Below are 22747 nucleotides of genomic sequence, written 5' to 3'. Positions count from 1 at the left end.
CCTCGACAGTGCCGGCATCCTTCGCCGGTGGTCGAGAAGCTATCCAGGACGCTCGGCCTAGCGTACGTTTGGTCTCAGTGGATGAGACTCGCAGGAGACGAGATGGCTGAGGCGACCCGCAGGCCGGGCGTGCTGGAGCGCATCACGCTCATCATGGACTGCCTGGCGGAGGTCCCCGGGCGCATGCTGCTGGAGGAGGTCGTAGAGACGACGGGCCTGCCGAAGTCCACGACCCACCGGATGCTGGTGCAGCTCGTGGAGCACGGCTGGGTCGACCACGCCCACGGCGGCTACACGCTGGGACCCCGCCTCGTGCACCGCGGCGCCTCCACCGACCTGGAGGAGCTGCGCTCCCACGCCTCGCCGGTGCTCAACGAGCTCGCCTCGATGACAGCATCCGTCGCGCACCTCGCGGTGCTGCGCGGGGGGTTCGTGCACTACATCGATAAGATCGGCGGCGGCGTGGCGGCCACGGTGCCCTCGCAGATCGGCACGCGCATCGTCGCCTCGGAGGCGGCCTGCGGGATCGCCATGCTCGCGTGGACGGATCGCGACGAGATCGTCTCGATGCTCGACCACACCGGCGCGCCCCACGCGGGGGCGCACGAGGAGCTGTTCATCGAGCTGGCAGAGGTGCGCCGCCGCGGCATCGCGCACTTCGACGGCGGGGTCCGCCCGAGCGGCGTGAGCTCGGTCGGCGCGGCGATCAGGGGTCCCGCGGGCCCGGTGGCGGCGCTGTCGGTCGCTCGCCGCGGCACGCTCTCGGTAAGGGATGTGGGGCCGCTCGTGGCCGCCGCCGCGCGCCGAATCGGCGTGACCCTCTTTGGCGAGTGGCAGGCGCGCACGCCCGGCGCCGAGTGAGCTGCGTCAGCCTGCGGGCTGCGCCGGCATCGCGTAGGGCACGAAGACGCCCCGGGCGGTGACGGTGGGGACGCCGTCGTGCTCGATGGAGCCCTCGGCGATGATGCGGCGCGGGCCCTGCTCCACGACGCGGCCGACGGCCTCCACCGTGCAGTCCAGGGGCGTCGGCCGGAGGAATCGGGTCGTCAGCTCGACGGTCACGGCCGGTCTGCACTCGGCCATCACCAGCACTCCCAGCAGCGCGTCCATGATGGCGGCGCCGAATCCGCCGTGCAGCATCCCGGGCGGGCCCTCGTGCGCGGCGGTGAGCTGGATGCGCGAGCGCGCGACGGCGTCTGTCACGACGATCTCCTGCGGGATCCCCTGCGGCGTGTACGGGAACATTCGCCACGGCGCACCCGCCTGGATCCGCTCGCGGTCCTCGGGAGTGAAGGGGATTCGCCGCGCCCTCGCATGGCGGGTGCGGTCGAGGTCTGCGGTGAGATCGCGCATTCCCTGCGTGATCCGCACCATCTCCTCCGACGCCGCGGCGGTGGTCGTCGCCGCGCGGATCAGCTCGCGCATGGCCGTCATCAGCTCGTCGGCCGCCGGCGACGGCCCGTACTCTCTCTCCGGCAGATCCATTCGGCCCTCCTGTCGGCGGCGACGCTAGAGGGCGCCGTCCGGTCTCGCGCGGCCAGGTCCCGGTGTGCGGGACAGGCACCCTCATTCGTTGACGCTCGATCAGCGCCCGACTACCTTGCTACCAAGCAATTGCTTGATTTCGCTGAAGGGAGCACGATGATGTCCAGGGGCACCGCCGTCCGGATGTGGGCGCTGGAGCCCGCCACCTACCGTTCGCCTGCGCATGTCGCGGAATTCGGATCGGCAGCTCCGCGCATCCCCTTCCCGATCTACCTTGTCGAGCACGCCGAGGGGTTCGTGCTCTTCGACGCGGGCCTGGACCCCGATCACGCCGGCGACCCCGCAGGCGCGTACGGCGAGATGGCGCAGCGCATCGACATGGTCTTCGACGAGCGCCACCTCGTCGAGACGCACCTTGAGGCGATCGGCCGCAGCATGGACGACGTCACGACCGTCGTGGCATCCCATCTCCACTTCGACCACGCGGGATCCCTCAAGCGGTTTCCGAGGGCACGCACAATCCTCGGTGCAGGTGAGCTCGAGTACGCAAGAGCGCCAGAGCGGTTCTCCTCCGCCTGGTTCCGGGATGAGGACTTCGGCGCGGGCACGGGCCTCGAGTTCGACGTCATCGATGAGGACGAGGACGTCTTCGGCGACGGCTCGCTCGTCGTGCGACGCCTGCCCGGGCACACGCCGGGGTCGCTCGCGCTGCAGGTGGCACTCCCGGAGCGGACCCTCGTGCTGAGCGGCGACGTGGTGCACACGCGGGGTGCCTACGAGTCGGAGCTCCACTACCACGGCGACGTCGACTCGGTCGCCGCACGGGCATCGCTGCGGCGGCTGCGCGGCATCCTGGATGCAGAGAAGGCCGATCTGTGGATCGCGCACGACCCAGCCGACTGGGAGCGCTTCGGCGGGGCGGGGGAGAAGCGATGACCGGCACCGCGGCCGAGGTCTTCGGCGGACGAACGGCGGTCATCACTGGCGCCGGCTCGGGCGTGGGCGCTGGACTTGCTCGCTACGCAGCCACCCTGCCGATGAAGATCGTGATCGCCGACGTCGACGAGGCCGCCGCCCGCCGGGTCGCGGCGGAGATCGCTGCGGCGGGGGGCGAGGCGATCGCGGTCCGGACAGATGTCACCGATGCGGCTTCCGTTGAGGCGATGGCGGAAGCGGCGGAAGCGGCGTTCGGCGGCATCGACCTCCTGGTCAACAATGCGGGCATCGAGCAGTTCGGCTATCTGTGGGACGTTCCTGACGAGGGATGGCGGCGCATCGTCGACGTCAACGTCACTGGCGTCTACCACGGCATCCGGGTGGCCGTGCCCCGCATGCGAGATCGAGGCGGGCACATCTGGAACCTCTCGTCCGTGGGGGCGGTGGTGTCGATCGCGCGGCAGGCGCCATACCTGATGTCGAAGCAGGCCGTCCTCGGACTGACCGAGGCCCTCAGAGTAGACATCGAGCACGCGGGCATCCCGATCTCCGTGGCGGTCGTGCTGCCGGGGGCCGTCGCATCCCACATCTTCCACGACGCCGGGATGCCCGAGGACGGCGATGTCGCAGCTGCGCAGGCGGCCCGAGAAGACATGCTGGCGCTTCTGCCCCACGCCCTGGACCCCGTGGTCGCAGCCGAGCGCGTCTTCGCGCAGGCTGCCGCGGGAGAGTTCTACCTGCTGACGCAACCCGACTACGTCGGACAGGCGATGTGCGCACGTGGCGCGCAGCTGGCGTCGAGGAGGCCGCCCGAGGCGCCGGCTCACCACGACTCTCGGCGTTTCGCGGAGTGATCACCGACCAACCCGGCCGTGCTACGGTAGTCGAACTAGCAATTGCTTGGTAACGTGGCTCCACCCGAGAACATGACTTCGAAGAGGAAGAACATGGCGCGACACGATCGACGATCCCACGTCGACTCCGGCATTCCGCACGCTCCGCAGGCGGTGCGCCGATGACCATCATCTGGAGCGGCCTCGCACTCGGCGCTGTCTATGCGCTGGTGGCGATCGGCTACAACATCGTGTTCATCGCGACCAAGACCTTCAACTTCGCCCAGGCGCAGCTGATGATGGTCGGCGCGTTCATCACGTACACCGGCATCGTCACGCTGGGGCTCAACCCGTTCATCGCGGCGCTGATCGCGATGCTCGTGGTGGCGCTGATCGCGTACCTGGAGTACATCGCCGCGATCCGGCCGGTGAAGGATCACCACAACATCCTCGTCACCACCCTCGGCGCATCGATCCTGCTCGACGGGGCCGCGCAGCTGGTGTGGGGCGGTGAGCCGCTCAAGGTGCCGTTCTTCTTCGGCGACCAGGCCATCGACTTCCTCGGGGGTCGCGTCTACCCGGTCGAGATCTTCCTCGTCATTGCCGTCGCGCTCCTCGTGGTCGGCTTCGGCATCTACGGTCGTCTCTCGCTGACAGGCCTCGCGCTTAGAGGTATGGCCGAAGACGGGGAGGCTGCACAGCTCCGCGGCGTCGACATCAAGCGTCTCGCAGTGATGACCTTCGTATTCTCTGGCGCGCTCGCCGGCTTCCTCGGCATGCTCGTCGGGCCGAAGACGTTCGCGGTGACGAGTCTTGGCGCGGCACTCGCTCTCAAGGGCTTCGTCGTCCTCGCCATCGGCGGCTTCGGATCCATGCCCGGCGCGATCGTCGGCGGTGTCATCGTCGGCCTCACCGAGGCCCTCGCCGCTCGCTATCTCGGTGGCGAGTTCGCCAACCTCGCGGTGTTCGTCCTGCTGATCACCGTGCTGCTGGTCCGTCCCGCCGGACTCTTCGTCCGCGCTCGCGAAAGGATGGTGTGAGCATGGCCTGGTGGATCCGCCTCCGTGCGATGCCGCTGTGGATCGTCCCGCTCGTGCTGGCGATCTTGATCCTCCTGCTCCCGCTCCTCGGAGTCCCGTACGCGATCGAGCGCCAGATCCAGCTGACGATGATCCTGGCGCTGGTCGTGAGCGGTCTGAACCTCAGCCTGGGTTACGCGGGCGAGCTGGCACTCGGTCAGGCCGCGATGTACGCCGCCGGCGCCTACACGGCGGGGCTTCTCTCCGTCGCCGGCAACACGGACATCCTGTTCCAGCTCGCGGCGGCCGCCGTCGTCGCGCTCGCGGTGGGCCTGCTCACCGGCATCCCGGGTCTTCGCCTGGGCGGCTGGTCGCTGGCGATGACCTCGTTCTTCCTCATCCTCCTGCTGCCCGACGTGCTGTCGATCTTCAAGGACATCACCGGCGGTCGGAACGGCCTCACCGGCATCATGCCGCCCACGCTGTTCGGCATGCCGCTCAACGGCGACGCGTACTACTGGGTGATCGGCATCGTCGTGATCCTGTGGTTCGCCGTGATGCGCAACATCATCGTCTCGCGCCACGGCACGGCGTTCCGGGTGCTCAAGCAGAGCCCTGTGCTGGCCTCGTCGCTCGGCATCTCGGTGTTCCGCATGAAGCTGCTGGCCTACGCGCTGGGCGCGGTCCCCGCCGGTCTTGCGGGTGCGCTCTTCGCCAACCTCGACCTGTACATCTCGCCCGAGTCGTTCGCCTTCGGGTTCGCCACGACGGTGCTTGCGGCGTCGATACTCGGCGGTTCGGCGAGTGTTTACGGCGCGGTCGTGGGCGCCGCCATCCTGCAGTTCGGGCTCAACCAGTCGCGCGAGTTCCAGGAGTACTCGCTGCTGTTCACGGGCGCCTTCCTCATCATCGGCGGCGTGCTGCTGACCGGCGGACTCGCCGGCCTGTTCCGCTCTTTCGTGCGAAGGATGGACCTCCGTGCCGCGGCGGCCAAGGGAACCGCTGACGTCACGACCATGCCCGGGCATGCCTTCGTCGAGCTCGACGGCTTCGAGGGCAAGCGCCTCGCGGTCGAGAACATCGTGAAGTCGTTCGGCGGCAACCGCGCCCTGGGCGGCGTCACCCTCGCTGCCGAGCCCGGCCGGGTGACGGCGCTCATCGGCCCCAACGGCTCGGGCAAGACAACGCTGCTGAACATGGTGTGCGGCTTCTACCGCACCGACGAAGGCTCGATCACGCTCGACGGCGTGCGCCTCGACGGCTCGACGCCGACCAAGGTCGCGCGTGCCGGCGTGGCCCGCACCTTCCAGACGCCGAACATCCCTGAGGGCATCTCGGTGCTGGACGCAGTCATCGCCGGCCGCTACTTCTCCTCCCGCGCTTCCGTGCTCTCCGCCGTCCTGCGGCTGCCGTCGTTCCGCAGGACGCGTCAGGCCGACCGCACCGAGGCCGAGCGCGTTCTCGAGCTCGTCGGTCTCAGCGACCTGCGCGACGCGGAGGCCGCGGCGCTTCCGCTCGGCCAGCGACGGATGCTGGAGGTGGCCCGCTGCCTCATCTCGCAGCCCGGCGTGCTGCTGCTCGACGAAGTGGCCTCCGGTCTTGACGAGGACGAGGTCGACCGCCTCGCCGCCGTCATCCGCAAGGTCGCCGGCGCAGGCGGAACCGTGGTGCTCGTGGAGCACAATTTCCAGCTCGTGCTCTCGCTCGCGGACGAGATCTACGCCCTCGCCCATGGCGAGGTCATGGCCCACGGCACGCCCGCTGAGATCGAGTCCGACCCGCGCGTGCTCAGCGAGTACCTGGGTGTCGACACCGACGAGCTCGTCGCGCAGAACACGGAGGCGAACTGATGGAGACCCGCGACGAAGCCCTGCTGAAGGTCAGCGGTCTAGCCACCGGGTACGGCGACCTGCGGGTCGTATGGGACGTCTCGCTCGAGGTGCGACCCGGTCGCCTCACGGTGCTGCTCGGCCGCAACGGGGCCGGCAAGACCACGACGATCCGCGCCATCACGGGCCTGAACAAGATCTCCGGCGGCTCGGTCGTCTTCGACGGGCAAGACGTCTCGAAGCGCTCGGTGTCGGAGCGCGTCCGCATGGGCATGTCCTTCGTGCAGGAGGGCAAGCGCGTCATGCGCAGCCAGACCGTGGAGGAGAACCTCCTCCTCGGTGGCCGCGTGCGACGCGTACGCCGCGCGGAGCTGCGCGAGGACGTGGAACGCATGTACGACCTGTTCCCGATCCTCCGCGAGAAGCGCGCGCTCCCCGCGGGCAGCATGTCAGGCGGTCAGCAGCAGATGCTCGCGATCGCCTCGGCGCTGATGGCGCGCCCCAAGCTCCTGCTGCTCGACGAGCCATCGGGGGGTCTCGCCCCCGTGATCGTCAAGGAGGTCATGCAGCGCGTCTCCGACCTGAAGGACACCGGGATCGGCATCCTCCTCGTCGAGCAGGCCGTCGACGCGTCGGTGGCGATCGCGGACGACATCGTGGTGCTCGACATGGGCCGTTCGGTGCTGTCGACCCCGGCCTCGGAGGTCAGCGACATGTCGATCCTGCACGACGCCTACTTCGGACGGCACTCGATGACGGCGGACCTCCAGGCCTCGGAGCGCGAGCATGGGGTGGAGCTCGGTGTCGGTGGCGAGTGACATGACGCGCCGGATGCGCCTCGCGGCGTACGTCCAGGGAGTCGGTGCCTCGCAGGCCGTGTGGCGTTCGCCGCGAACTGATGCCTCGAAGGCGCTCACGCTGGGGCATTGGGCCGAGATCGCTAGCACCGCAGAGGCGGGCCGGTTCGACGTGGTCTTCGTCGCAGACGCACTGACGATCGGCGAGCAGATCGCGACCGACTCGACCGAGCGTCCCGACCCGATCGCCCTGCTGGGCGCGCTCGCCGCCGTGACGGATTCGATCGGGCTCATCGGCACGGTGTCGACGACCTTCAGCGACCCGTTCACGGTCGCGCGGCAGTTCGCCACTCTCGACCACCTCTCGGGAGGCCGGGTCGGCTGGAACATCGTCACCACGGCGATTCAGGCCGCCGCGAATAACTTCGGCTCGGCGAATCTGCCGGTGCACGCGGACCGCTACGAGCGGGCTGAGGAGTTCGTTGAGATCGTCACGCGTCTCTGGGACGCATGGGATGCCGACGCAATCGTCGCCGACCGCGCCACGGGCCGGTACGTCGACCTCGAGCGCGTGCACCCCATCAACCACGTCGGGGAGCACTTCAGCGTCGAAGGTCCGCTCCCGGTGCGGCGGTCGCCGCAGGGACGCATCACGCTGTCGCAGGCGGGATCTTCCGGGCCCGGGATGGCGCTCGGGGCAAAGTGGGCCGACCTCGCCTTCACGACGCAGTTCGATCAAGCCGACAGCCGGGACTTCGCCCAGCGTATGCATGCGCAGGCAGCGGAGTTCGGTCGCGCCGAGGATGCCATCAGCGTCCTCCCGGGCATCATGCCGATCATCGGGAGCACGGAGGCCGAAGCCCGGGCACATGCTGACGAGCTGGCGGGTTTCGTCGACGTCGGAGCGCTCGGCGCCTTCCTGTCGCACCACTTCGGCGGCCTCGACCTCAGTGACCTCGACCCGGACGGGCCGTTCCCCGACGTGCGGGACGATCTCCCCGCCAACGCCAGCGTGTCGCGCCCGCGCCTGTACATCGAGACCGCGCTGCGGGAGGGGCTCTCGGTGCGCCGCCTCGCGCAGCGCATCGCGATGAGCCTCGGCCACCGTCCCGTCATCGGGACGCCCGAGCAGGTCGCCGACGACCTGGCAGGGTGGTTCGGGAACGGTGCGGCGGACGGGTTCGTGGTGCTGGCGGCCGACCTGCCCGAGGGTCTGCGCGATTTCACCGAGCACGTCGTTCCCCTGCTGCAGGACCGCGGGCTCGTGCAGCGGGACTACGCCCCCGGCACGCTGCGGGAGCGGATCGGGGCATGAGCGAGGTCGCCTTCGATCCGCGGCGGTTCCGGTCGGTGCTCGGCAACTTCCCGACCGGTGTCGTGATCGTCAGCGCGATCGGATCCGACGGAGCTCCTGTGGGCATGGTCGTCGGCTCGTTCACCTCGGTGTCGCTCGACCCGCCACTCGTGGCCTTCCTGCCGGCGGTCACGTCATCCAGCTATGCGCGCCTCAGGGAGTCAGACGCGTTCTGCGTGAGCGTGCTCAGTGCGGGGCAGGAGTCGATCTGCCGACGGTTCGCGCGCTCCGGCGAGGAGAAGTTCGCGAACGTCGCGTGGACGCCCGCACCGTCGGGGAGCCCGCGTCTCGACGACGCCGTCGCGTGGATCGACTGCCGACGTGGTCAGACCTACTCCGCCGGTGATCATGACATCGTGGTCGGCGAGGTGATCGACCTCGGGGTCGGCCATGCAGACCACGCAGGTCCGCTGCTGTTCTATCAGGGCGGATACGGCGGGTTCGACGCCCGGGTCCTCGCCGCTCCCTACCGGCCGGATCTGAGACTCGCGCTTCAGCTGACCGACCTCGCGCGACCTTTCCTGGAGGAGCTGGCGGCGCGGACCGGGTTGCAGTCGTATCTGCAGGCGGTCGCAGATGACGACCTGGTCATCACCGCGGCGCGCGGCAGGACGGACGCTGTCGGTATGCACATCGGTCAACACCTGCCGCTGGCGCCGCCCTTCGGATCCCTCTTCGCCGCGACGGACGCCGGCCTCGCCCAGCGCTGGCGTGCGCTCGGAGGATCCGAGGACGTTCTCGCGCGGGTCCGCGCGCGCGGCTGGTCGATCGGTCTGGTTGCCGACGGGCACGACGACGCGTGGTCCCACATCCGACATCACGGGGGGTCTGCCGCGTCACCGGCCCGCGCGCGGGCCATCGACGAGGCCCGCGTGCGCCTCATCGACTCGTACGACCCGCCGGACGAGCGGCTGGACCGGGACCGACTGGACGTGCGGATAATCACGGCGCCGATCCGGGACGGCGCCGGCGCGGTCGTCGCGACCGTCGCTCTCTTCGGCCTGCCCGCCGCGGCCGACCGGCAGATCGTGTCGACGTGGATCGCGGAGGCGTGCGCGACCGCGGACGCGATCTCAGACAGGATTGGGGCACGATGAGCGGCCGGTTCGAGGGCGAGGTCGCCCTCATCACGGGCGCGGCCGGCGGAATCGGTGGTGCGACCGCGCGGCGCATCGCCCGCGAGGGCGGCGCGGTGGTCGTCGCCGACGTCCGTCTCGACGCCGCGCGCAAGCTCGCGGCGGCGATCGTGTCGGACGGCGGCCGTGCGCTGGCGTGGCAGCTCGACGTCGCCGATGAGCAGGAGTGGGATGTCGCGGTGACAGGTGCCCTGGATGCTTTCGGCGGTCTCGACGTCCTGGTGAACAACGCCGCGATCAGCCACGCCGTCTCGATCGAGGAGACCGCGTACGAGGACTGGAAGCGCGTCATCGCCGTGACGCAGGACAGCGTGTTCCTCGGGATGAAGGCGGCCGCACCCGCCCTCAAAGCGTCGGACGCCGCCTCGATCGTCAATGTGAGCTCGATGTTCGGCATCGTGGGCGGCTACGGGAACAACCCCTCGTACGCGGCGGCGAAGGGTGCCGTGCGGACCCTGTCGAAGAACGCCGCGCTCGCGTGGGCCACCGACGGCATCCGCGTCAACTCGGTGCATCCCGGGTTCATCGACACGCCCATGTTCCGGCCGACGACCGATCGCGCACCTATGATCGCGGACACCCCGCTCGGTCGGTTCGGCACGCCCGACGAGGCGGCTGCCGTGATCTGCTTCCTCGCGTCGAGCGAGGCATCGTTCGTCACGGGAGCCGAGTTCGTCGTCGACGGCGGGTACACCGCGGTCTGACGTCGTGGTGCCTCAGGTGCCGTCGGGCATGTTGGTCCAGCCGCGCGCCGACGTGCGGCCGTACCAGCCGGATGCCGCGAGCGTTCCGCCGTCGACGGGGATCGTCGTGCCCGTGACGAACCGCGCGTCGCCCGACGCGAGGAATGCGATGACGTCGGCCGCGTCCTCGGGCAGGCCGAAACGCCCTATCGGCAGCCACGAGCGGATCAGCTCCGGGTCGCGGTCGCGCAGCATCGCCGCGCGCGGAGTCTGCTCGGTGTCGGTGAGATCGGGCGCGACGCCCACGACGCGCACGCCCGAAGGGCCGAGCTCGACGGCCATGCTCTTGGTGAAGGCAGCGACGCCGGCCTTGTAGGCCGAGTACACGGCGTGGCCGGGGATGCCGCGGAAGGCCTCGACCGTCGAGACGTTCACGATGACTCCCTGGCCGCGTGCGATCATCGCGGGAGCGAACCGGAATGTCGTGGCGAAGACGTGGCGCAGGTTGATGCGGTGCATCGCCTCCCACTGGTCGGCGCTGCTGCGCAGGAAGATCGCCTTGGCCGGGCGGAAGTCGCCGACGTTGTTCACCAGCACGTCGACGCGGCCGTCGTCGATCGCGGAGGCCGCCTCGGCGAGACGGTCGAGGTCGGCATCGACCGTGGCATCGCCCACTACGACGGTCGCCGTGCCTCCCGCTGTGCGGATGGCGTCGGCGGTGCGGTGCGCGGCGTCGCCGTCGATGTCGAGGAGCACGACGTGGTCGCCGTCAGCCGCGAGCCGCCGACTGGTCGCGCCTCCGATGCCGAGGGCCCCGCCCGTCACCACCGAGATTCGCACATCTCCAGACGTCGCTGCCATGGAGCAAACCTAGCATTTGTTTGGTAGCGTGGGAGTCTGCAATGACGCAAGGGAGGAACGCGCCCATGGCTGTGACGATCGACCTGTCCGGGAGAGTCGTGCTGATCACCGGCGCCACCCGCGGCGTCGGCCGCGGCATCGCCGAGGCGTTCCTCCGTGCCGGCGCCGCCATCGAGACCTGCGGACGCCGCGAACCCGCTGAGCTGCCGGACGGCGTGACCTTCACCGCCGTCGACGTGCGCGATCCCGACGCCGTGGAGCATTGGGTGGGCGACATCGTCTCGCGCGCCGGGCGGCTCGACGTCGCCGTGAACAACGCCGGCGGCTCGCCGTTCGGCCGCTTCGAGGAGGGCTCGCCGCGGTATCTCCGCGCGATCACCGACCTGAACTTCCTCTCCGCGGCCTTCGTCGCCCGCGCCGTGCACCCCGTCATGGCCGCGCAGGAAGACGGCGGTAGCGTCATCAACATCACCTCGATCAGTGCTCGCCGCTCGAGCCCGGGCACCGCGATGTACGGCGCGGCGAAGGCCGCCCTCGAGAACCTCACCGCCTCGCTCGCCGTAGAGTGGGCGCCGCACATCCGCGTCAACGCGGTCAGTTGCGGTCTCGTCGCGACCGACAGCGCCGACGAGCACTACGGCAGTGCAGAGAACCTCGAGCGGATCGCCCGGACCATCCCGCGCGGGCGCCTCGCCTACCCACTCGAGATCGGCAACGTGTGCCTCATGCTCGCGTCGCCGCTGGCTTCGCACGTGACCGGCGCCGTCGTCGACGTCGACGGCGGCGGCGAGTGGCCCGCGTTCCTCTCGCACACACCTCAGACGGCATTCGCCGTGCTCAACGAAGGAAGTGAAAATGACTGACGCCGTCATCGTCTCCGCCGTCCGCTCTCCCATCGGCAGGGCGGGCAAGGGCTCCTTGAAGGACATGCGCGCCGACGACCTGCTCGCGCAGATGGTCGCCGCGGCGCTCGAGACGGTGCCCGAGCTGGACCCCGCGACGATAGACGACATGATGATCGGCTGCGCGCAGCCGGCCGGCGAGCAGGGGTACAACATCGGCCGCATCGTCGCGATGCAGCTCGGCTTCGATTCCCTGCCCGGCACGACCGTCCACCGCTACTGCGCGTCCTCCCTGCAGACCAGCCGCATGGCCCTCCACGCGATCAAGGCGGGGGAGGGCGACGTCTTCATCTCAGGCGGTGTCGAGACGGTGTCGCGCTACGGCTTCGGCAAGTCCGATGGTATGCCGGACACCAAGAACCCTCGGTACGCGGAAGCCATGGCCCGCACCGTGCAGCGGGCACAGGACGCCTCCTTCGTCTGGCGCGATCCGCGCGCAGACGGCGACCTGCCCGACATCTACATGGCGATGGGCGAGACCGCGGAGAACGTGGCGCAGCTGAAGGGCGTTTCGCGCCGCGCGCAGGACGAGTGGGCCGTGCTGAGCCAGAACCGCGCAGAAGCCGCGGCCGCTCGCGGATTCTGGGAGCGCGACATCACCGCAGTGCGCCTCGCGGACGGCACGCTCGTCGCGACGGACGACGGCCCGCGCGCCGGTGTGACGATGGAGGGCATCTCCAGCCTGAACCCGGTCTTCCGCGAGCACGGCACGGTCACCGCCGCCAACTGCTGTCCGCTCAACGACGGTGCCGCGGCCCTGGTCATCATGAGCGACACGCGCGCGAGCGAGCTCGGACTGCAGCCGCTGGCGCGCATCGTCTCCACCGGTGTGTCGGCCCTGAGCCCCGAGATCATGGGCCTCGGACCCGTGGATGCTGTCGGGCGCGCCCTCGCGAACGCGGGCCTGGCCATCGGCGACATCGACCTCATGGAACTGAACGAGGCGTTCGCCGCTCAGGTGGTGCCCTCCATCGAGGCGATCGGGATCGACCCGGAGAAGGTCAACGTCAACGGCGGCGCGATCGCGCTCGGCCACCCGTTCGGCCAGACCGGCGCGCGTATGACGACCACCGCCATCCACGCGCTGCAGGAGCGCGACGAGCAGTTCGCGATCGCCACGATGTGCGCCGCGGGCGGACAGGGCATGGCCATGGTGATCGAGCGTCTGCGCTGACAGCAGGGACACCGGTGGCCGGCATGGCGGAGATCGCCGACCGACTCGCGATCGCGGACCTCGTGGCGCGATACTGCCGCGCGATCGATCGCGTGCGCCCGGAACAGCTCTTCGAGCTGTACGTGCCGGGCGGCATCGACCACCACGCCGGATTCGAGGGCACGGTGGAGGAGTTCGTCCCCTGGCTGAGCGCGGTGCTGCCCCAGGTGGCGGGGATGCTCCACGTCATCGGCACGCACAACGTCGACATCGCGGGTGACGAGGCGGTCGCCGAGACGTATGCGACCGCCTGGCACTGGAGCGCTGCCGGCGATGATCCCGCGGCGGACTACGTGAGCCTTGTGCGGTACGTCGACGATCTCGTCCGCGTCGACGGCCGCTGGCGCATCCGCGAGCGGTGGGCCGTACGTGAGCGGGCGTACTCGACCGCGGGGGCTCTCCGCGAGGCGCCGAGCGCGGGGCCGCCGGCTCCGTCGGGCAGCCGGGGCGAGGACGACCCGCTGATCAGGCTCCTGGACGGGCTCGCCCGCCCGCCGTCGCCCTGACGACTCATCCCCGCATCGCTCTAGGAGGCCACACCATGCCGCTCGACCCGATCGTCCGACTCACAGCCGAGTCGGACATCCGCAATCTCATCGCCCGCCTCGGCCACCTCGCGGACGACGGCGACCCGGACGAGTATCTCGGCCTCTGGACTGAGGACGGTGTCTGGGATCGTGGCAACGGCGAGGCGCACCGTGGTCGCGAGGCGCTGCGCGAGCGCGTCCTGGCTTACCGCGCCTCCGGCCTGCAGGGTCCGGGCACGGGCACGAAGCACCTAAACACGACGCTGTGGGTGTCGATCGACAGCGACGACCGTGCGCACGCGCAGTCCTACTTCGTGTTCCTCACGGGGGCCTCGAACGCGATCGCGCTCGAGCTCGACGCCCCGCGGCCGCAGATCGCGCTGTCGGGACGCTACGACGACGAGTTCGTGCGGACCGGCGCCGGCTGGCGGATCCGGTCGCGCACGATCACGGTCGACGTCAGCTGACTGCTCCGGTCAGCTCGCCGATACCTGCCGCAGCTCCGTCTTGAGGATCTTGCCCGCGCCGTTGCGCGGGAACTCCTCGACGAACACGATCTCGCGCGGCACCTTGAAGTTCGCCAGGCGCTCGCGGCAGAAGGCGGTGAGGGCCTCGGCATCCACCGGTTCCGCGCCATGCAGCAGTGCGACGTACGCGCGGCCCACCGTGCCCAAGCGCGCGTCCTCGACCCCGATGACGGCCGACTCGTTGACGGAGGGATGCTGGCGCAGTGCGTTCTCGACTTCGGCAGGGTAGACGTTGAACCCCCCGACGATGAACATGTCCTTCAGGCGGTCTGTGATCTTGAGGCAGCCGTGCTCGTCGAGCCGCCCGACATCGCCGGTGCGGAACCAGCCGTCCCCGTCGACGGCGGCGCGCGTGGCCTCCTCGTCCTCGAAGTAGCCGAGCATGACGTTGTCGCCGCGCAGCAGGATCTCGCCGTCGACGCCCGTGTCGACGTCCTCGCCGTCGGCGTCGACCACGCGGATCTCGATGCCGGGCACCGCAGGACCCGTGGTCTGTTTCGCGTGCTCCAGGTCCTCGCCGTGGCGCGACAGGGTCGCCACGACGCACTCCGTGAGGCCGTAGGCCTGCGCGACGCGTTCGAAGCCGAGGACGTGCACCATATCGCGGAACAGAGTCTCAGGGGCCGTCGTCGCGCCCGCGATCGCGAACCGCAGCGACGACGTGTCGTACTCGGACAGGCGCGGGTGGTCGAGCAGCGATGTGAACACCGTGGGGACGCCCGGGAGCACGGTGATGCGCTCCGACTGGATGAGCTCCAGCATCGCCGTCGTGTCGAGGGTCGGCACGGGATAGATCGTCGTGCCCGCGAGCAGCGACGAGATCATGCCGGCCTTGTAGCCGAAGCCGTGGAAGAACGGATTGACGATGGCGTAGCGGTCGTCCTCGGTCAGCTCCGCGCCGCTCGCCCACGCGTAGGCGACGCCGATCGTCTGGCGGTGGGCGCTCATGACTCCCTTGGGGAGTCCCGTCGTGCCCGACGTGTAGAGGATGTCGTCGACGTCGTCCGGGGTCACGCGGTCGGCGGCGGCATCCAGGTCGGCGTCGGACACCGCGGAGCCGGCGGCGAGGAAGTCCTCCCAGCTCGGGCGGTTCTCGCCTGCCGCGGGCTGGCCGATCCGCACAATGGTGCGGAGGTGCGGGAGCCCGGCGATGGGCCCATCCCCGCCGCCGTCGACGGCGGCCTCGAGCATCCTCGTGAAGCCCCTCCCGAGGAAGCCGTCGTCGACGACCAGGATGCTGGCGCGCGAGCGCTGCAGGATCGTGGCGGCTTCGTGCCCCGTGTAGCGGGTGTTCAGCGGCACGACGGGGGCGCCGACGTACTGGGCTCCGAGCATGGCGACGATGAACTCCAGGCGGTTGGGCGCCCAGACGGCCACGCGGTCGCCGTGGCGGATGCCGCGCGCTAGGTAGCCGCGGGCTGCGGCGCGCACCTTCTCGTGGAGCGTCTCATAGCTCGTTGCGGTTTCCCCCTCGATGACCGCAGGATGGTCACCCAGGCGGACCTGGTCGCGAAGAAGCGCGGGAATCGTCTGCGCGGTGGAGAGTCGGGTCATCTTCGTCCTCTTCGGGGTTGAACGGTGGCGGAATGGCGAACGAGGAGTATCGTCGGGCGCGCTCCATGAGGCATTATTGAACAAACGCTTGGGCAACCGGCGCGAAGGGAACGGACATGGCCTTGACGAAGGTGACTGGCACGGAGCAGCCCTCCGATCGACGGGAGCAGCTGCTCTCGATTGCGACGCGCCTCATCGCGTCCCGAGGCTACTCGGCTACGACCGTGCGAGACATCGCCGATGAGGCCGGCATCCTCTCCGGAAGCCTGTATCACCACTTCTCCTCCAAGGAAGCGATCCTGCAGGAGATCCTGAGCGTCTTCATGGACCGCCTGCTGACCCGCTTCGAGGAGATCGCGGCGGAGGGCGGCGAGCCCCGCGACGTGCTGGACCGGCTCATCGAGCACGCGTTCCACACGATCGAGGTCGACTCCGCCACGGTGGCCCTGTACCAGAACGAGTCGTCGTTCCTGTCGACGCAGCCCGGATTCGAATTCGTCTCCGCCAAGAGCAGTCGCATCGAGCGGATCTGGCTGGGCGCCATAGAGGATGGTCAGCGCGCCGGCGTCTTCCGCGAGACGATCGACGCGGGCGTGGCCTACCGGTTCATACGCGACTCGGTGTGGTCGACGGTGCGCTGGTTCCGACCCGGCGGCCGTCACACCGCCGCGAGCGTCACGCAGCATTTCCTCGACCTGATCCACTTCGGGCTCCTGGCGCGCTGAGCCGCGTCAGTCGGCCACTTCGCGCGTGCGCGCGCCGCGGGGGTCGAGCACCTCGCGGATGAGGCGCAGCTCTTCTTCGTCGGGCACGCGCGTGAGCGGCAGGCCCGCCACGTCGAGCGGGAAACCGGTGTTCTCCGCGAGCGCGGTCGGGTCGACGCCGGGGTGCACCGACAGTGCCTTCACGACGCCGTCCTGGTCGTAGCCGAGCACGCCGAGGTTCGTCACGATCACGCCGAGCTCGTGGAAGCGCAGACCGGCCTCTCGGGCGCGATCATTGCCCACACCCGACACCATGTCGACCTTGTCGACGAAGATGCGCGTCGAGTGGCGGGAGATCCAGTAGTCGACGCGGTGGTTGGCCGTGTTGCCGGGGGCGCCGCGCACGCCGATGAGCTGGCGCGTGGGCTTGCTCCAGTCGCCGATGATCGAGATGTTCTGGTTGCCGTGGCGATCGATCTGGCTCGCGCCCATCATGGACTGGCGCCTGCCGGTCGCCAGGATGTCGAAGATGCGACGGAACGGCGCCCAGCCCTCGATGACCCCGCCGGCCGCGGCGGACTTGCCGAGCGGCGGTGGCTCGGCCATGAGGAACGCCTCGCCGTCGGTGAGCACGATGTCAGGTGCCGTCGTGAGCTTGGCCAGGCGCGCGCCGATCGTGGGGATGGTGCCCACGGCGTGGGCGAGCACCTCGCCCGACGTGCGGTAGGTGTCGGCGCATGCGGCGACGCAGATCTCTGCGATGGTCGCATCGGTGCTCATCGGTTCTCCTCCTTGGCGGCGTGGAACTCGGCGACGGCGGCCTGGTAGGCGGCTTCGTCACCGGAGAGGAAGTCATCGGCGAACGCGTGCCACTGCTCCGGGTCCTTCGCAGACGCGGCGTAGTGACGCTGGAACGCCTCGTCGCGTCCGTAGTCGGGCTCGCACGTGGTGAAGTGGGCGCCGTTCGGGGTCTCGACGACGTCGTGGACGTACATGCGGCTGAACATCAGCGTGTGGAACGTGCCCTCGTCGAGCAGGTTCTCGGTGGGGACGATCCGCTCGGTCGACACGATCGTCCGCGTCGCGGCCATGGCGAACAGGTCGTCGAAGTACGGGTCGGGCCCGAGGAACTGCGCGTTGCCCCCCGGGTCGCAGCGGTTCGCGTGGACCATCGCCACGTCCAGCGGCAGGGCGGGCATCGCCACGTACTGCTCGTCGGAGTAGGGGGACTGCACGAGCTTCAGGTCGGGGTTGGCCGGGATGACGTCGGAGCCCAGGCCCGCGCGGGTCGGCAGGAAGTCCAGGCGCGCGGCCGCCGCACGCAGGCCGGCGACGAACATGCCCTCGTCGTACTCGGCAATCGCGAGGTCGCCGCTCTCGCGCGCCTGGGTGAAGAGCGGGTCGAGCGGAATGGAGTCGAGTGAGACGAACCCGTAGACGAGCTTGCGTACCTTGCCGGCCTCCACCAACAGCCCGGCATCCGGGCCGCCGAATGTCACGAGTGTGAGGTCGGTGACCTCGCTGCGCAGCAGCGCGCGCACCAGCGCCATGGGCTTGCGGCGCGATCCCCACCCTCCGATGCCGATGGTCATGCCGCTCTCGATGCGGGCGATCGCGTCATCGACGGTCGTGGTCTTGTCGGGCAACTCTGCACCTCCGGGTCGACATGCGCCTTCACGTCGGCCGACGATGGCCACGCTGAAAACCTAGCGCTTGTTTGGTAGCTACCGTATCATGATGACCGAGGGGCGGGATGCCCCGATGCGAGGAGGCATCATGATGAGCAGTGGCTCGCACGTCGTCGTCACGGGCGGAGCATCCGGGATCGGTGCCGAGGTGGTCGGGGAGCTCCTCTCCCGCGGGTGCGCTGTGAGCGTCCTGGACCTCCAGGGCGGTTCGCCGCGAGACGCGGACGTCTTCGAGGTGGACGTCGTCGACGAGTGTGCTGTGGGTGAGGCGATGGATGCCGCGGCCGTCCGCAGCGGCCCCATCACGGGCCTGGTCGCCTGCGCAGGCATTCGCGGCGAGTTCGTGCCCGCGCTCGAGCTCGACCTCGACCGCGCACGGCGCGTGCTGGAGATCAACGTGCTCGGCACCCTTGTTCCCGCGCGGGCGATGGTGACCCGCCTCGACGGCCGCGCGGCATCCATCGTCGCCGTTTCGAGCACCACCGCGTACGGTGGCTGGGCGAACCAGAGCGACTACGGGCCCTCGAAGGCTGCTGTCCGTCAGCTCGTGATGAACCTCGCCGTAGAGTGGGCGCCGCTGGGTGTGCGCGTGAACGCTGTCGCCCCGGGGCACACGCTCACGCCGATGATCGTCGACATGGTCGAGAAGGGGTACGACCTCGGCCCTGTGAAGGCCCGCATGCCCCTCGGCCGACTCGCCGAGCCCGCCGAGCAGGCCCGTGAGATCGCGCACTTGCTGCTGGACGCCACCTTCACGACGGGACAGTGCGTCGCGGTCGACGGCGGATGGACGGCGGTGGGCAAATGAGCGCGCTGGTGCAGCGGAGGATCGGTGGCCTCGATGTTTCGGCAATCGGCTTCGGCTCGATGACGCTGACCCAGACGCCTGACGCCGACATCGAGCGGGGCATGCGCGCCGTGCACGCGGCGGTGGACGCCGGGATCACGCTGTTCGACACCGCCGACTCGTACGGCCCGACCTCCGAGATGGGCGTCAACGAGCGCGCCCTCATCGCGGCGCTGCGATCTTCTCCGGCGGACCTCGACCGCGTCGTCATCGCCACGAAAGGCGGCCACACGCGGCACGAGAACGCCACGTGGTGGATCGACGGCTCGCCGGCACACCTCGCGCGCGCGGCGAGGGAGTCGCTGCGTCGCCTCGGCCTCGACGCGCTTCCGCTCTACCAGCACCACCGCCCCGACCCGCGCGTGCCGTTCGAGGACTCCATGGGGGCCCTGCGGCAGCTCGTCGACGACGGCATCGCGGTGCGCATCGGCGTCTCGAACGTCGATGTGCCGCTGCTGCGCATCGCGCAGGAGGCCATCGGGGACGCGCTCGTGAGCGTCCAGAACGAGTACTCGGTGCATGTGCGCGACAGCCTCGATGTGCTCCACGTGTGCGAGCAGGACGGCCTCGCGTTCCTCGCGTGGGGGCCCTTCGGCGGGCGCCTCGCGGCCAAGCACCTCGGCGAGGATGCGCAGGTGCTGGCGGACATCGCGGTGCGCCGGGGTGTCAGCCCGCAGCGTGTCGCTCTGGCCTGGGTGCTCGCCTCGTCGCCCGCCGTCATCCCCATTCCGGGAGCCAGCCGCGTCGAGAGCGTGCGCGACAACGTCGCCGCGCTTGCGCTCGAGCTGACCCCCGACGAGCTCGCGATGCTGGACGGTCAGTCGGCGTGAGGCGCTTCCAGCAGTTCGACGCGCACCGAGTCGGGCCCGATCAGGTATACGTATCGGTAGCCCTCCATGGGCCCGTCCGTCGCGACCTTCGGCTCGCTCGTCGCGTGCACACCCATCGCGGCCATGCGTGCGAGCGTGGCGTCGATGTTGTCGACGAGGATCGCCGGGTGGGCCGACCCCGCCTTGCCGGTGTCGGGGTCGATGCGCTCGCCGCTGCCGTTCCGGTACTCCGCGAGCTCGATCACGGCGCCGCCGCCGGCGAACGAGATGAACGTCAGCAGGATGTGGACGCCTGGGTACCCCGTCACCGCCTCGACGGCCGGACCGCTCTTGATGAGCGGGCCGACGACCTCGCCGCCCGTCAGCGCGCTGTAGAACGCAACCGCGGTGTCGGTGTCGCTGACCGTGATCCCCATGTGATGCAGACGCTGAGTCATGTACCTACCAATCGCTTGATCAAGAACAATCTATCTCGGAGGAACCATGAACGGAACGGATCCGATCATCCAGCTCGACGACGCTGTCGTGCTCATCACCGGCGCCGCGGGCGGACAGGGGCGTGCCCACGCCGAGCTGTTGACGCGCCTCGGCGGGAAGGTCGTTGTCACGGACATCGACGCCGAGGGGGCGTCGAGTGCCGCGGTCGCGTGCGGGCCGGACGCGATCGGGCTGGGCCACGACGTCTCGTCGCCCGCGGACTGGGCCCGGGTGGTCGCTGCGGCCGTCGAGCGCTTCGGCCGCGTGGACGTGCTGGTGAACAATGCCGGGTTCTGCCCCGTCCTTAGCCTCGAGGACACGACCCCCGAGATCCTGCATCGCGTCATCGACATCAACCTCGTCGGCGCGATCCTCGGCATGCAGGCGGTGCTGCCCGCCATGAAAGAGCGCGGCGGGTCCATCGTCAACATCTCGTCGACCGCGGGCCTGGCGGGGTACGCCGACCGCATCGCGTACAGCGCGTCCAAGTTCGGACTTCGCGGCGCGACCCGATCGGCGGCCAAGGAGCTCGGTCGCTACGGCATCCGGGTCAACGCGATCTGCCCCGGCGCGGTCGACACCGTGATGATCAGCGAGGAGACACGCGCGGGTACGGGCTTCATCTCGACCATTCCGATCCCGCGCGCCGGACGGCCCGAGGAGGTCTCGCGGCTCGTGGCCTTCCTCGCGAGCGAAGCGAGCAGCTACTGCACGGGTCAGGACTTCGTCATCGACGGCGGAGCCGTCTGCTGACATGAGCTGCTACGAGATCGACGGCGTCGTGCCTGTCGTGCACCCCACGGCTTTCGTGCACGAGTCGGCGAGCCTCATCGGCGACGTGATCGTCGGGGCCGGGTGCTACATCGGGCCGTTCGCGAGCCTGCGCGGCGACTTCGGCCGCATCGTGATCGGCGACGGATCCAACGTGCAGGACTCGTGCACGATCCATGCGTTCCCGGGCGCCGACGCCGTGCTGGAGCCGAACAGCCATGTCGGCCACGGCGCCGTGCTGCACGGGTGCACGATCGGCTCGTACGCTCTCATCGGCATCCGGGCCGTGATCCTCGACGGCGCGCGGATCGGCGCGGACGCGCTGATCGGCGCGGGCGCTGTGGTGACCGCTGAGACCGAGATCCCCGCCGGCGCGATGGCGCTCGGAAGTCCCGCGAAGGTCGTCAAGCAGCTCGACGACGAGACCATCGCGTGGAAGCGCAACGGCGTCGTCGTCTACCAGCAGCTCGCCGAGCGCAGCCTTGCCACCCTGCGCCGAGCGGAGCCGCTCGCCGAGATCAAGCCCGACCGGCCGCGCGTGAGCACCGGTAAGGACGTCTCGGTCCCGCTGCGCGAGCACCGCACGCGCTGAGGTTGGTGGCCGCCGGCCCTCCCCTGCGTCGGCCGGTGACCACTTAGGCGACGCGTCAGGCCAGGCCCAGCGCCGTCGCCAGCTGAGCGCGCTGATCGGATGCCTGGCCGAACAGCTGCGAGAGCGCGTGCGCGCGCTTGAAGACCAGCTGCGCGTCGTGCTCCCAGGTGATGCCGATGCCGCCGTGGAGCTGGATCGTCTCGCTGGCGATGAGGTCCAGGGCGTCGCCGCACCAGGCCTTGGCCATGCCGGCCAGGCGCGCGGCGTCCGGGTCGTCGACGGCCAGGGCGCGCGCGGCGGCGCGGGAGATGGAGCGAGCCGACTCCAGCTGGACGTGCATGTCGGCCAGGCGGTGCTTCAGCGCCTGGAACGACCCGATGGGGCGGCCGAACTGCGTGCGCTGCCCCGCGTAGGTGAGTGTCATCGAGAGTCCGCGGGCGGCGGCGCCGGTCTGCAAAGCCGAGATCGCGACGAGCGCGCACACGCGGATGCGGTCGATCGCCGCTGCGTCACCCATCGACAGCGGACGGGCGGCGGCGGTCGAGAACCGCAGCGTCGAGAGTCGGAGCGTGGGGTCCACCGCCGGCGTGCCGACCCGATCGAGGGACGCGGGGTCGGCGACCTCGAACAGGCCGGGTCCCGACGGGGTCCGCGCGATCACGATGACGACGTCGGCGTTAGCTCCGTCGAGGACGAGGGGCGCCTCGCCGTCGAGCGTCCAGTCGTCGCCGGTGAGGGATGCCGTGACGTCGACCGTCTCGGGTGACCACCGGCCGCGGGAATCCGCCCATGCGAGCGCTCCGGTCCGCTCGCCGGAGGCGAGCGAGGGGAGCAGCCTGATACGCGCGTCCTCATCTGCGCCGGCCAGGATCGCCTGCGTCGCCAGAACGCCCGATCCCAGGGCGGGGACCACGGCGAGCGCTTCGCCCAGCTGCTCGAGGACGAGGTGCGACTCGAAGACCGTCGCCCCGAACCCGCCGTACTCCTCGGGCACCGCGATGGCGGCGATGCCGACCTCTTCGGCGAGCGTCTGCCACAGCTGCGTGTCGCCCGCGGGATCCGCCATCACGCTGCGGACGGCCGCCGAGCCGGCGCGGCGCTCCAGGAGAGTGCGCACAGCGTCGGCGAGCTCCGCCTGCTCCTCGGTGAGCTCGGTGTCCATGTCTTCCTTCCTTCGGCGTC

25 protein-coding genes are annotated in these 22747 nt (G+C 69.9%); 18 read left to right on the top strand and 7 right to left on the bottom strand.

From position 1 onward, the window contains the following. Positions 1–81: 81 nt before the first annotated feature. Complete coding sequence (locus MK786_RS12825) at positions 82–861, top strand: IclR family transcriptional regulator (RefSeq protein WP_241112632.1); 780 nt, start codon at positions 82–84, stop codon at positions 859–861. A 6-nt stretch (positions 862–867) separates the two neighbouring features. Here the strand turns inward: MK786_RS12825 and MK786_RS12820 are convergent, their stop codons facing one another. After that, a complete protein-coding gene (locus tag MK786_RS12820) occupies positions 868–1485 on the bottom strand; it encodes a PaaI family thioesterase (protein ID WP_241112631.1) in 618 nt (205 codons plus the stop codon). 159 nt (positions 1486–1644) lie between these two features. Here MK786_RS12820 and MK786_RS12815 point away from each other — a divergent pair, with 159 nt between their 5' ends. The 8 genes from MK786_RS12815 to MK786_RS12780 all read left to right on the top strand — a co-directional run bounded on the left by MK786_RS12815 (position 1645) and on the right by MK786_RS12780 (position 10093). Beyond that, positions 1645–2421: an N-acyl homoserine lactonase family protein gene (locus tag MK786_RS12815; RefSeq protein WP_241112630.1), complete on the top strand. Its 777-nt coding sequence runs from the start codon at positions 1645–1647 to the stop codon at positions 2419–2421. Continuing rightward, positions 2418–3275: an SDR family oxidoreductase gene (locus tag MK786_RS12810; protein WP_241112629.1), complete on the top strand. Its 858-nt coding sequence runs from the start codon at positions 2418–2420 to the stop codon at positions 3273–3275. Before MK786_RS12815 ends, MK786_RS12810 begins: the two co-directional genes overlap by 4 nt. A 161-nt stretch (positions 3276–3436) precedes the next feature. Further along, positions 3437–4294 carry a branched-chain amino acid ABC transporter permease gene (locus tag MK786_RS12805; RefSeq protein ID WP_241112628.1) on the top strand — a complete coding sequence of 286 codons (858 nt, stop codon included), beginning with the start codon at positions 3437–3439 and terminating at the stop codon, positions 4292–4294. A gap of 2 nt (positions 4295–4296) precedes the next feature. Next, on the top strand, positions 4297–6123 hold the full coding sequence (locus MK786_RS12800) for an ATP-binding cassette domain-containing protein (protein ID WP_241112627.1): 1827 nt from the start codon (positions 4297–4299) through the stop codon (positions 6121–6123). Next, positions 6123–6920: an ABC transporter ATP-binding protein gene (locus MK786_RS12795; RefSeq protein WP_241112626.1), complete on the top strand. Its 798-nt coding sequence runs from the start codon at positions 6123–6125 to the stop codon at positions 6918–6920. The genes MK786_RS12800 and MK786_RS12795 overlap by 1 nt, the downstream gene beginning before the upstream one ends. Beyond that, positions 6889–8214, top strand: coding sequence for an LLM class flavin-dependent oxidoreductase (locus MK786_RS12790; RefSeq protein ID WP_241112625.1), 1326 nt, complete (start codon positions 6889–6891; stop codon positions 8212–8214). The genes MK786_RS12795 and MK786_RS12790 overlap by 32 nt, the downstream gene beginning before the upstream one ends. Beyond that, positions 8211–9350 carry a flavin reductase gene (locus MK786_RS12785; protein ID WP_241112624.1) on the top strand — a complete coding sequence of 380 codons (1140 nt, stop codon included), beginning with the start codon at positions 8211–8213 and terminating at the stop codon, positions 9348–9350. Before MK786_RS12790 ends, MK786_RS12785 begins: the two co-directional genes overlap by 4 nt. Further along, a complete protein-coding gene (locus tag MK786_RS12780; protein ID WP_241112623.1) occupies positions 9347–10093 on the top strand; it encodes a glucose 1-dehydrogenase in 747 nt (248 codons plus the stop codon). Before MK786_RS12785 ends, MK786_RS12780 begins: the two co-directional genes overlap by 4 nt. A 12-nt stretch (positions 10094–10105) precedes the next feature. Here MK786_RS12780 and MK786_RS12775 read toward each other — a convergent pair whose 3' ends face one another. After that, positions 10106–10933: an SDR family NAD(P)-dependent oxidoreductase gene (locus MK786_RS12775; protein WP_241112622.1), complete on the bottom strand. Its 828-nt coding sequence runs from the start codon at positions 10931–10933 to the stop codon at positions 10106–10108. A 65-nt stretch (positions 10934–10998) separates the two neighbouring features. On the opposite strand from MK786_RS12775, the gene MK786_RS12770 reads away from it, so the two are divergent. Genes MK786_RS12770 through MK786_RS12755 form a run of 4 tightly spaced genes read left to right on the top strand, consistent with a single transcriptional unit; the run spans position 10999 to position 14042 of the window. Then, complete coding sequence (locus tag MK786_RS12770) at positions 10999–11796, top strand: SDR family oxidoreductase (RefSeq protein WP_241112621.1); 798 nt, start codon at positions 10999–11001, stop codon at positions 11794–11796. Beyond that, positions 11789–13009, top strand: a complete 1221-nt coding sequence (locus MK786_RS12765; protein ID WP_241112620.1) for an acetyl-CoA C-acetyltransferase — start codon at positions 11789–11791, stop codon at positions 13007–13009. Before MK786_RS12770 ends, MK786_RS12765 begins: the two co-directional genes overlap by 8 nt. Positions 13010–13032: 23 nt before the next feature. After that, positions 13033–13554 carry a nuclear transport factor 2 family protein gene (locus tag MK786_RS12760; RefSeq protein ID WP_241112714.1) on the top strand — a complete coding sequence of 174 codons (522 nt, stop codon included), beginning with the start codon at positions 13033–13035 and terminating at the stop codon, positions 13552–13554. A 35-nt stretch (positions 13555–13589) separates the two neighbouring features. After that, entirely contained in the window at positions 13590–14042 is a 453-nt protein-coding gene (locus MK786_RS12755; RefSeq protein WP_241112619.1) for a nuclear transport factor 2 family protein, read from the top strand. A gap of 9 nt (positions 14043–14051) precedes the next feature. Here MK786_RS12755 and MK786_RS12750 read toward each other — a convergent pair whose 3' ends face one another. Then, positions 14052–15656, bottom strand: coding sequence for an AMP-binding protein (locus MK786_RS12750; protein WP_241112618.1), 1605 nt, complete (start codon positions 15654–15656; stop codon positions 14052–14054). Between the two features lie 116 nt (positions 15657–15772). On the opposite strand from MK786_RS12750, the gene MK786_RS12745 reads away from it, so the two are divergent. Continuing rightward, entirely contained in the window at positions 15773–16381 is a 609-nt protein-coding gene (locus MK786_RS12745; protein ID WP_241112617.1) for a TetR/AcrR family transcriptional regulator, read from the top strand. Between the two features lie 6 nt (positions 16382–16387). On the opposite strand, the gene MK786_RS12740 is transcribed toward MK786_RS12745, so the two are convergent. Both MK786_RS12740 and MK786_RS12735 read right to left on the bottom strand, forming a co-directional pair. Then, the gene (locus MK786_RS12740; RefSeq protein WP_241112616.1) at positions 16388–17140 is read right to left on the bottom strand and encodes a CoA-transferase; all 753 of its coding nucleotides are present in this window, start codon (positions 17138–17140) and stop codon (positions 16388–16390) included. Continuing rightward, positions 17137–18006, bottom strand: coding sequence for a CoA transferase subunit A (locus MK786_RS12735; RefSeq protein ID WP_241112615.1), 870 nt, complete (start codon positions 18004–18006; stop codon positions 17137–17139). The genes MK786_RS12740 and MK786_RS12735 overlap by 4 nt, the downstream gene beginning before the upstream one ends. Positions 18007–18136: 130 nt before the next feature. Here MK786_RS12735 and MK786_RS12730 point away from each other — a divergent pair, with 130 nt between their 5' ends. After that, the gene (locus MK786_RS12730) at positions 18137–18856 is read left to right on the top strand and encodes an SDR family NAD(P)-dependent oxidoreductase (RefSeq protein ID WP_241112614.1); all 720 of its coding nucleotides are present in this window, start codon (positions 18137–18139) and stop codon (positions 18854–18856) included. Then, positions 18835–19725: an aldo/keto reductase gene (locus MK786_RS12725; RefSeq protein WP_308220044.1), complete on the top strand. Its 891-nt coding sequence runs from the start codon at positions 18835–18837 to the stop codon at positions 19723–19725. Before MK786_RS12730 ends, MK786_RS12725 begins: the two co-directional genes overlap by 22 nt. Here the strand turns inward: MK786_RS12725 and MK786_RS12720 are convergent. Beyond that, positions 19713–20162 (bottom strand): VOC family protein, encoded by a 450-nt coding sequence (locus tag MK786_RS12720; protein ID WP_241112612.1) that lies wholly within the window; start codon positions 20160–20162, stop codon positions 19713–19715. The two genes, MK786_RS12725 and MK786_RS12720, sit on opposite strands and share 13 nt — an antisense overlap. A 46-nt stretch (positions 20163–20208) precedes the next feature. Here MK786_RS12720 and MK786_RS12715 point away from each other — a divergent pair, with 46 nt between their 5' ends. Together MK786_RS12715 and MK786_RS12710 are read left to right on the top strand one after the other, a co-directional pair. Then, on the top strand, positions 20209–20955 hold the full coding sequence (locus MK786_RS12715) for an SDR family NAD(P)-dependent oxidoreductase (protein WP_241112611.1): 747 nt from the start codon (positions 20209–20211) through the stop codon (positions 20953–20955). A 1-nt stretch (position 20956) separates the two neighbouring features. Further along, positions 20957–21565, top strand: a complete 609-nt coding sequence (locus MK786_RS12710; protein ID WP_241112610.1) for a transferase hexapeptide repeat family protein — start codon at positions 20957–20959, stop codon at positions 21563–21565. A gap of 55 nt (positions 21566–21620) precedes the next feature. Here the strand turns inward: MK786_RS12710 and MK786_RS12705 are convergent, their stop codons facing one another. Continuing rightward, positions 21621–22727 (bottom strand): acyl-CoA dehydrogenase family protein, encoded by a 1107-nt coding sequence (locus tag MK786_RS12705; protein WP_241112609.1) that lies wholly within the window; start codon positions 22725–22727, stop codon positions 21621–21623. Positions 22728–22747: the final 20 nt, after the last annotated feature.

Source organism: Microbacterium sp. CFH 31415 (genome assembly GCF_022538185.1).
Taxonomy (GTDB): domain Bacteria; phylum Actinomycetota; class Actinomycetes; order Actinomycetales; family Microbacteriaceae; genus Microbacterium.
Note: the sequence above shows the minus strand (reverse complement) of the source record. Positions and strands in the feature narration are given on the sequence as shown.